Genomic DNA, 8,392 nt, shown 5'->3' with positions numbered 1-8,392 from the left:
CCCCCGCCCCCCCCTCCACCCTCGCCCTCTCCCCCCCACCCCCTATCTTGTCGGGTTTGGGGCCCCCCCCACCCCCCCCCCCCCCCCCCCCCCCCCCCCCCCCGGCCTGCTCGGCCGCAAGCTTGACGCCGATGAGCAGCTCGTCCTGGGGGCCGGCTTCGTCGGCGGACTCATCGCTGCCGGGGTTCTCGGCGGAATCCTGCTGAAGATGGTCGGCTTCCTGCTGATCGCGGGCGTCTGTGCCTGGGCCACTCTGGTGCCCTTTCGAGGGCGCACGTACCTCCGCTGGTTCGAGATCAACCGGACCTACAAGAAGCTGCTGCGGGACGGCTCGCTGCTCTACAGATCCAGAGCGCCGTACTCCGGTCGCTACATCGACGGTCGTCGCGTCCCGATCGACGTCCCTGTCGGCGTTCCGCGGACCATGCAGTGGATTGCCGCCCGTACCGCGTTCGGTGAGATAGCGATCGTGTTGCAGCCGGACGAGCTGATGTTCACCGCTGTGGTCGAGGTAGAGGGTCAGCGCGACTTTGGCAGCCTTGACACCACGGACAAGGAAACCCTGATCCGCGCGTACGAGTACCTGTTGAAGACCACAGCCGACAGTGGCGGGCGCATACAGCGCCTTCAGTGGATCAGCAGGGTCGTACCCACCGACCCCAACGCCCACCTGCGGGACGCCGCCGAACGTCGTGACACGAACAGTCCGACGTGGCTGCAGCAGTCGTACGACGACCTGATCCGGCGCGTTGCGGTCACCTCGGAGGACCGGCGGCTCCTTCTCGTGGTGGGCATCCCCTACACCGCTGACCTGGCCGCCGAGGCCCGTCGCTACAACACCCTCCACGAGGGCTATGCGATCACGCTCGGCCAGGAGATCGAGAGCTTCATCCGGTCACTGGGACGCGGACAACTGCGCCACGTCCGTAATCTCGACGAGGCAGGGCTGGCCTCCTACCTGCACCACGCCTACGATCCAAGCCACTGGATCGATGACACCGCTGGCATGGACCGGATCACCTGCTGGCCCGCCATCCTCGACGCCCGCAATAAGAAGTACACAGCCTCTCGCAGCTGGGAAGCCGCGGAGGACAACTGGTACTCGATGACCGCCTGGGTGAAGGAGCTACCCGCTCTCCCGGTCGGAATCAACTTCCTTGCGCCGATCCTGCTCTACATCCAGGACACCATCCTGTCGGTGTCCGTAGTCATGGACCTCGTCAGCACGGACCAGGCAATCACCGAAGCCATGGCGGACGCCACGAACGAGCTGGGCCAGGCAGACAAGAAGACCGGACGGATCGAGGATCCGCGAGAACAGAAAGCTCAGAGCGCCTCGATCCGCACCATGCGGGACATCGCCGACGGCGCGGCGGGCACACGGCTCGCAGCCTGGATCACTGTCACCTCGCCCACCGTCGACGCCCTGCGCCGGGACGCGGACACGGTCCGCGCCGGCGCCACCCGCGCCGGTCTTCGATTGGAGTGGTGCGACACCGAGCATCACCGGGCCTTCGCCAACACACTTCCCTTCGCCGCCGGACTGCTGAAGGAGGGGCGGTAGCGATGCTGGAGATGCTGCGACGCCAGACACAGACCCGGCGGCGGGCCATCCGCTCGACCACCAGCCACGCCTGCGGCCTCTACCCGGCCGTCGGCGCCGCCAGCATGGACCCCCGTGGCGTGATCATCGGACGCGAGGCCTACAGCGGCAAGGCCTACATCTACGACCCCTTCATCCTGTACAACCCGCAGGCGCGCATCCGGCTCGCCAGCGGCCACGCCCTGATCCTGGGCAAGTCCGGCTACGGCAAGTCCGCGCTGGAGAAGACGTACGTGTTGCGGCAACTACGCTTCCGCGACAGAAGCTTCGCCATTCTGGATGCGCAGGGCGAGGACGGTGCTGGCGAATGGGACGGCATCGCCCGGCAGTTGGACATCACACCGATCCGTCTCGTCTATGGCGCGGGAGACGGCAGCGGAGGGGTGCGGATCAACCCGCTCGACGGCCGGATACCTGCCGAGCACCAGTTCAAGGTGCTGGTGTCCATGATGGAGGTCCTCACCGGCACCCTCACCTCGCAGACCAAGTTCGCCCTGGCCGAGGCCCACAAGTCCGCTACCGCCGCAGCCCGCGAGCAGCAGCGCGTGGCGATCCTCTCTGATGTCCTGGACGCGCTGACCGCCCCGCAGCCGACCCTTCTCGGACAGCAGCCGGTCACCCCGGAGGAGCTGGTGGAGTGGGGCCAGCCGGCCGCGCTGGCCCTGGACTCACTGTGCAACCCCAGCCGCGACCTGGCCGGCATGTTCGACGGCCCGACAACCGAAGGGATCAACCTCGACGCCCGGCTGATCATCTTCGATCTGACGAAGCTGCCGCGGGAGGGCGAAGCCATGCCGCTGCTGATGGCGGTCATCGGGCCCTGGTTGCGGTTCGGATGGATCAAGCCGGATGACCGGGTCAAAAGGACTTTGATCGTCGAAGAGGCCTGGCACATCCTCTCCCACCGTCCGGTGGCGCGCCTGTTCGAGGAGCTGATCCGATATGGCAGGCGCCTGGGGTTGTCCTTCTGGGCAGTGCTGCACCATCTCGGGGATCTGCTGCTGGAGCAAGTCCCGGAGGCGGCGGCCATCCTGAAACTGACGGCAACCAGAGTCCTATATCACATGGACCGGGACGAGGCCGAGACCACCGCAAACTACGTGGGACTTCCGGACTGGGCACGCAAGGCGCTCGCGGACGGATCCAACGTGTGCGCGCCTGGGCGGGCCGTCTGGCAGGTCGGTTCGCGGATCAACCTCGTGGAACACATCCGGACCCGGCTGGAGATCCAGCTGACCGACACCAACCGCCGGATGTCGGAAAAAGTCCGTGAGTTGCCGACTTCTGCGCCCATCATTCCGATGAACCCAAGGGTGGTGGCCCGGTGAAGAGGCTATCCCCTGGAGACGGTTTCCGAACCTGTGACGGGCACGGTCGTGGCACCTGGCGGGGAATAAACCTTCGCGCCATCTTTGCCCTCGCGGGCTACGCCACCGCCATCACAACGGCAAACTGGATGACCAACTTGTATGGCGTGGTGCCCGTCGGTGGCGGTCTCTCTGTCACCGCAGGCACGTTCGCTGCCGGCACGGGGCTCCTGGCACGGGACGCCGTGCAGGACACCGCAGGTCGCGCCTGGGTGCTGGTCGGGGTCGCCGCCGGGACCGCACTGACCGCGGTTACCTCTCCGGCCCTGGCGCTTGCCTCTGCGGGCGCGTTCCTGGCCGCGGAGACCATCGACATGGTCGTCTACACACCACTGCGGCACCGCGGCTGGGCTCGCGCAGTCCTTGCCTCCAACACGGTCGGCGCGGCACTGGACACGCTCCTGTTCCTGTGGCTGTCCGGTCTCCCGGTCACCGCCAGCTCGGTCGGCGGCCAACTCATCGGCAAGGTCGCCTGGGCCACCGTGCTGCCTGTCATCACCGTCCTCACTGTCCGGCAGGTGCGCCGTGCTCTACCTCGGCACTCCCTCGGGGCCTGACGTGAGGACCGCAATGAGCACCGGACTGATCGGCTGTATGACGACCCCCGCCCAAGGCAACCGCATTCCCGATGGCGCGATGTATGCCTGCGACAACGGCAAATTCGGCAAAGGCTGGCCCGGAGCCGACGCCTGGTTCGACTGGCTGGAGCGCACCGTCACACGCTACGGCTCCGACCGCTGCCTGTGGGCCGTTGCCCCCGACAAGCCATGCGACGCTGCGGGCACGCTCGACGAGTCCCTGCCGTGGCTTGCCCGCATCCGCGCGTTGCAGGTGCCGGCCGCGTTCGCTGCCCAGGACGGCTGCGACCTGCTCGGATTGCCCTGGGACGAGTTCGACGTGCTGTTCCTCGCCGGATCCACCGGATGGAAGATCGGCCCGGTCGCTGCTCGGCTCTGTGAGGAGGCCCGCACTCGCGGCAAGGCCGTGCACATGGGCCGCGTCAACAGTCTCCGACGTCTACGCATCGCTGAGGACGTCGGCTGCGAAACGGTCGACGGCACCTTCCTCGCATTCGGCCCAGACAAGAACCTTGCCCGGCTACGCGGGTGGCTGAACGAAATCGACAGCCGGCCCTCCCTCTTCGGAGGTACCGCATGAGCCTGCACCTGGTACCGGTTCGATCCCGCGAAGCGGCGGCGTTCGTTCGAAAGGGACACCGTCATCACCCACCGCCCGCCGGACAGATTTTCGCTGTGGGCGCCGCCGATGAGGACGGCATCTTCCGAGCCGTTGCCATCGTCGGCCGGCCTGTCGCACGTCACCTGGACGACGGAGCCACCCCCGAAGTCACGCGTACTTGCAGTGACGGCACCCGGAATGCGAACTCCCTGTTGTACGGCGCTGCGTGGCGGGGCGCGAAAGGCTTGGGCTACACCCGCTTGATTACCTACACCCAGGACGGGGAGAGCGGGGCAAGCCTTCGTGGCGCCAACTGGCGGGTCGTGGCTCAAGCGTCCGTGAATTGCCGACTTCTGCGCCCATCATTCCTATGAATCCAAGGACCGGGACCCGATGAAGAAGCCAACTCAGTCATTTACCGAATCGAGCATGGCCATGGGGGTGACTTATGAGTGAGTCGCCGACTTTGCGTATTCTCTCTCTGGGCGCCGGCGTGCAGTCCACCACGCTGCTGATGCTGGCCGCTGAGAAGCGCCTGCCCCATCTTGACGCGGCCATCTTCGCTGACACTGGCTGGGAACCTCGCGCCGTCTACGACCACCTCGACCGCCTTGTGCGCGAGGTCGCCCAACCAGCCGGAATTCCCGTGTGCCGCGTAGCTTCCGGCAACATACGCCGCGACGCACTCGATCCGAACCATCGGTTCGCCAGCATGCCGCTGTACATTCGCAATCCGGATGGCAGCTACGGCATGACGCGCCGACAGTGCACTAGTGAGTACAAACTTAAGCCGATCAAGAAGCAGACACGGAAGCTTCTCGGATACCCCTATCCCAGACGAATCCCCCGCGGCGTATTCGTCGAGCAATGGGTCGGCATATCCCGAGATGAGTTTGACCGGGCGAAGGACTCCGGAATCCAGTACTTGCGTTCGGCATTCCCACTGCTCAACCTCGACGGTGCAGCAGACGGACGCCAAGGCTGGACACGCTCGGACTGCCAGCGCTACCTGAATTCCCGGGGCTGGGCGGCGACACCGAAGAGCGCCTGCATCGGTTGCCCGTTCCACGGCAATGCCATGTGGCGCCACATGCGGGACGAGCGTCCCGACGAATGGGCCGACGCCGTCGAGTTCGACCGGTCCATCCGTTCTGGTAACGCCCGCGGCAACGCCCATGGAAAACCACTCCTCGGCGAGGCATACCTGCACCGATCATGCACGCCATTGGACCGGGCGCCCGTCGACCACGTCACCTACCACGAACGGGTCAGCCAGCAGACCAATATCTTCGACCAGATCGCCGACGCCGAGATCGAGCGGGGTGCCTCTGAGGGCTGTTCGCCGTGGGCCTGCCGATCGTGGCAGCCCGTCAGCAAGACGGAGGCCGCATGAGCCTCGACCTCGTACTGGTTCGAGCACAAGTCTTGGCCTCAGTCACGCCCCTCCAGAAGGTGGCGACCTCATGATGCCGAAAGCTGCTACCCCAAAGACCGCGGCACGCCTACGCCTGGGCCGCGACGCCGTGTGGATCCTCCCGTTGATCACGGCGTTCGTGCTCACCGCTCTGCTCTGGCTGACCGCATTCACGTCGGGCTTGCTGGCACACGGACGGCCGACGGCCGTCAGTTGGGACTCCGCGGGCCATGCGGTCGTTGCTGTCTTCCGCCACCCCGGCGATCCGGCAGCCGCCTGGTCGCCGAGGGCGGGCGTGGCCGGCCCGTTCGTGTTCTGGCCTATTTTTCTCCTCCTCCTCGCTGCGGCGACCTGGGGGATATGGAAGGCGTACTGGTGGTGGAAGCGCAGGGGCGCTGACGGTGCCGACGGGATGGCCACCCGTGCCCAGTTGGAGAAGGCCATGGGCGAGAAACAGGCTCTGTCTCGTGCCGGATCACTGCGTCCCACGCTCATCGATCAGAACCCCAACGCCATCACCATCCGCGACGTCGCTGTCTACATCGGCAGCGCTGACCCCTCGGAAATCCATCTCTGGATCACGATCGAAGAATCGATGATCTTCGTCTCCCCGCCGCGCGAGGGGAAGACCTCCCAGATCATCCTTCCCGAGATCCTCGAATTCCCCGGAACGGTCCTCGCCACCAGCAGCAAGACGGACGTGCTCTACAACACCGCGCTTCTGCGACAAAAGTACGGCCCCGTCTGGGTCCTGGACCCGACCGGGCTATCTGGCTGGCCGAACCAGCTCCGCTGGCCGCTGACCGCTGGCTGTGAGGAATATCAGGTCGCGCGCAAGCGCGCCGAAACTCTCACGGCGACCACAAAAAGCGAAGAGGGGACAAAGAATGGCGGCTATTTCGCGCTCAACGCGAAAACGCTTATCACCTGCTGGCTGCATGCCGCGGCCCTCCACCACCGGCCCGTGCTCGACGTGCTGGCCTGGGCGACGGACCCCGACAACCGCGAGGCCGTCGACCTTCTGGCAGCGAAGGGCAAGCACCTGCTCGCCGCCGCGCTCGCCGGCCAGCACGCCGCCGCCGAGGAGGAACGATCCGCCACCTGGAGGACCGCAGAGCAGTCATTCATCGCACTCTATGACGAGAATGTCGCCGAGATATTCGCCCCCCAGGGGGACGTGGAGATATTCGACATCGCAACGTACCTCCGGCAGTCCGGAACGCTGTTTGTGATCGGCGAGGACGAAGAAGGATCCGCCCTGGCACCGCTCAACGCCGCCTTCGCCAAGGCAATGTTCGACACCGCCAAGAGGCATGCGGCCCGTAGCCCCAACGGTCGTCTTCCGATTCCTCTCGGCTGTTTCCTGGACGAGCTGGCCAATGTGGCACCCCTGCCGGAAATTCCGAGCCTGATGAGTGTGAGCGGTTCGCAGAACATTTTCATCATGGCGGTCCTTCAGGGATATGCCCAAGCGGAAGAGCGCTGGGGCGCCCTGGGGGTGCGGAAGATGTTCGCCAGCGGCACGGTGAAGGTCTTCTTGGGCGGTATCAGCGATCCCGAGGAGCTGAAGTCTTACAGCTCTCTTGCGGGCGAATTCGATGAGGACGTGGAGACCGTCTCCGATGACGGGGACCGGGTGTCGGTGTCTACGTCGGTGCGCCGCCGTGCGGTGGTGGAGCCGGCCACGATCCGGATGATCCCGGAGCGCGGCGGGATGGTGTTCCACCGCCGTACCCCGGCCACGCTCGTCAAGTTCGTGCGTGCACACGAGGGGCCGCGGGCAGCGGAGATCAAAGAAGCCACCCGCAGGGCGCACGAGATGGTCGATGACCGCGTCCGGCTGGAGAAGGCGGGCGGCCATGGCTAGCGGCTTCGACGACATCTTCGCCGAACTCACCAACGTCAACGCCGAGCAGGTGCTTCTCAGCGAGCGAGTCAAGCTGCTGGAGGAGCAGCTGGGGGCCGGAGGAGCCGGCAGCGGGGACGCCGCCGACGAGCAGGAACGCCCGGTCGGTGCCCCCGTGCGGTGGCATGACCTCGACGGCGAGCAACACTCCCTGCTTTGGCCTCGGTTCATCCACTGGGTGATCTGGGTCGCCGACCGGTACGAGATGACCACGGACCAGTTGCCCAGACAGTGCTGGTGGAAGCACGGCGCGGTCGTCGAGGAACTCACAGCGCTGTGGACCTCCCACGAGTCGGCCTACGCCAGCGGGCAGGACGGAGGGGCGGCGCCGTACTTGTGGCAAGACGCCCTCGCCCGGGCCGTGGAGCGGATGGGCCGGTTCTGGCTCGGCGCGTGCCGCAACGGCCAGCACAAGCAACGGCACCGCGAAGCCCCTTGGGGCGGCGACACGGAATATCTCGCCCTGCTCCTGGATTCCGAAGTCCCCGAGCCCGACGCCGATACCTCAGGCCCGGGCGACGGCGACCAGCCCGGTCCGGGCCCGGACAACAGCGGATGACGACACCAACCGGGAGCCAGACGTGATCACGAACAGGAACAGGCGCGCTGCTCCGGCCCACTGGCGCGAGCAGTTGCCCGGGCAGGAAGGGCTGCTGCCGGACCTGCTGGCATACCTGCCCCGCCCTGGGGAGAACCAAGCGACAGGCCGGAGACTGACGGACGCGACCTTCAGTGCCGACACACCAGTCGGCGGTGAGCCAGTGAAGAGCACTCCCGACGTCTCATTGCGATCACGAACGAGGCCGAACAGATCGTGCTCCACGAGCTGATCCACCCACTCGCCGCCATGTCTCCGGGCCACGCCACCGCCGCCCGACATCTCGCTCGGCCCCCACCCCCCGGCAGATTAACACAAGACCGAG

8 protein-coding genes are annotated in these 8,392 nt (G+C 66.3%); all 8 read left to right on the top strand.

Annotated features, from left to right (window positions below; genetic code table 11):
• Window positions 1-1,564: SCO6880 family protein (locus LCE31_RS17700; RefSeq protein WP_308042264.1), on the top strand; the 1,564-nt coding region annotated here is incomplete at its 5' end.
• Window positions 1,565-1,566: 2 nt separating this feature from the next.
• Window positions 1,567-2,931 carry an ATP/GTP-binding protein gene (locus LCE31_RS17695; RefSeq protein WP_225015259.1) on the top strand — a complete coding sequence of 455 codons (1,365 nt, stop codon included), beginning with the start codon at window positions 1,567-1,569 and terminating at the stop codon, window positions 2,929-2,931.
• 128 nt (window positions 2,932-3,059) lie between these two features.
• Window positions 3,060-3,527 (top strand): VUT family protein, encoded by a 468-nt coding sequence (locus LCE31_RS17690; RefSeq protein ID WP_225015258.1) that lies wholly within the window; start codon window positions 3,060-3,062, stop codon window positions 3,525-3,527.
• 13 nt (window positions 3,528-3,540) lie between these two features.
• Window positions 3,541-4,128, top strand: a complete 588-nt coding sequence (locus LCE31_RS17685) for a hypothetical protein (RefSeq protein ID WP_225015257.1) — start codon at window positions 3,541-3,543, stop codon at window positions 4,126-4,128.
• On the top strand, window positions 4,125-4,523 hold the full coding sequence (locus tag LCE31_RS41245) for an XF1762 family protein (RefSeq protein ID WP_374118489.1): 399 nt from the start codon (window positions 4,125-4,127) through the stop codon (window positions 4,521-4,523). The genes LCE31_RS17685 and LCE31_RS41245 overlap by 4 nt, the downstream gene beginning before the upstream one ends.
• 74 nt (window positions 4,524-4,597) lie before the next feature.
• Window positions 4,598-5,542: a hypothetical protein gene (locus LCE31_RS17680; RefSeq protein ID WP_225015256.1), complete on the top strand. Its 945-nt coding sequence runs from the start codon at window positions 4,598-4,600 to the stop codon at window positions 5,540-5,542.
• A 70-nt stretch (window positions 5,543-5,612) separates the two neighbouring features.
• Window positions 5,613-7,430: a type IV secretory system conjugative DNA transfer family protein gene (locus LCE31_RS17675; RefSeq protein ID WP_225015255.1), complete on the top strand. Its 1,818-nt coding sequence runs from the start codon at window positions 5,613-5,615 to the stop codon at window positions 7,428-7,430.
• Entirely contained in the window at window positions 7,423-8,028 is a 606-nt protein-coding gene (locus LCE31_RS17670; protein ID WP_225015254.1) for a hypothetical protein, read from the top strand. The genes LCE31_RS17675 and LCE31_RS17670 overlap by 8 nt, the downstream gene beginning before the upstream one ends.
• The last annotated feature ends 364 nt before the right edge of the window (window positions 8,029-8,392 follow it).

It is taken from the genome of Streptomyces sp. 8L, assembly GCF_020176795.1.
GTDB lineage: Bacteria > Actinomycetota > Actinomycetes > Streptomycetales > Streptomycetaceae > Streptomyces.
The sequence above is the reverse complement of the archived record's forward strand: the minus strand, read 5'-3'. Positions and strand labels throughout refer to the sequence as shown.

What these genes read in the sequence shown, in the direction of transcription:
- LCE31_RS17695 (WP_225015259.1), top strand. Translation starts at nt 1,567, where the DNA reads ATGCTGGAGATGCTGCGACGCCAGACACAGACCCGGCGGCGGGCCATC.
- LCE31_RS17690 (WP_225015258.1), top strand. Translation starts at nt 3,060, where the DNA reads ATGACCAACTTGTATGGCGTGGTGCCCGTCGGTGGCGGTCTCTCTGTC.
- LCE31_RS17685 (WP_225015257.1), top strand. Translation starts at nt 3,541, where the DNA reads ATGAGCACCGGACTGATCGGCTGTATGACGACCCCCGCCCAAGGCAAC.
- LCE31_RS41245 (WP_374118489.1), top strand. Translation starts at nt 4,125, where the DNA reads ATGAGCCTGCACCTGGTACCGGTTCGATCCCGCGAAGCGGCGGCGTTC.
- LCE31_RS17680 (WP_225015256.1), top strand. Translation starts at nt 4,598, where the DNA reads ATGAGTGAGTCGCCGACTTTGCGTATTCTCTCTCTGGGCGCCGGCGTG.
- LCE31_RS17675 (WP_225015255.1), top strand. Translation starts at nt 5,613, where the DNA reads ATGATGCCGAAAGCTGCTACCCCAAAGACCGCGGCACGCCTACGCCTG.
- LCE31_RS17670 (WP_225015254.1), top strand. Translation starts at nt 7,423, where the DNA reads ATGGCTAGCGGCTTCGACGACATCTTCGCCGAACTCACCAACGTCAAC.